The following is a 343-nucleotide window of genomic DNA, read 5'->3' as shown; positions in this document are numbered from 1 at the left end:
AGGAAAAGTCTTCGCCGCCCATCAACGGCTTCATCGGCTGAACACGATCTGCTCCAAACGCAGCAATAGCCGCTTCCTGGGCGATTTGCGCTTCTTTTTCATTGTTAATTACTGCAGGATAGCCGCGATCATAATGCACGGTTGCACTACCCCCGAGCATCTCTGCGGTCCCTTCTGCAATCTCTGCCAAACGCTGCTCGGCACGATCACGAACATCCGGCAAGAAGGTGCGGACTGTTCCTGTGAGGCGGCAGCTGTCGGCAATAATATTGTTGTTGTCTCCACCGTTAAAAGTACCCACGGTCACGACTACACTAGCCAGCGGGCTTACATTGCGGCTGGC

The 343-nt window shown here is 54.2% G+C and carries 1 protein-coding gene; it reads right to left on the bottom strand.

Features of this window, described 5'->3' with window-relative positions; all coding sequences use genetic code 11:
• Positions 1-343: M20/M25/M40 family metallo-hydrolase (locus tag SB773_RS30575; protein WP_410593971.1), on the bottom strand; the 343-nt coding region annotated here is incomplete at both ends.

It is taken from the genome of Bacillus sp. SIMBA_074, from assembly GCF_046534555.1.
In the GTDB taxonomy this organism is placed as follows: domain Bacteria; phylum Bacillota; class Bacilli; order Bacillales; family Bacillaceae_G; genus Bacillus_A; species Bacillus_A mycoides.
This window is presented reverse-complemented; position numbering and strand designations above follow the sequence as displayed.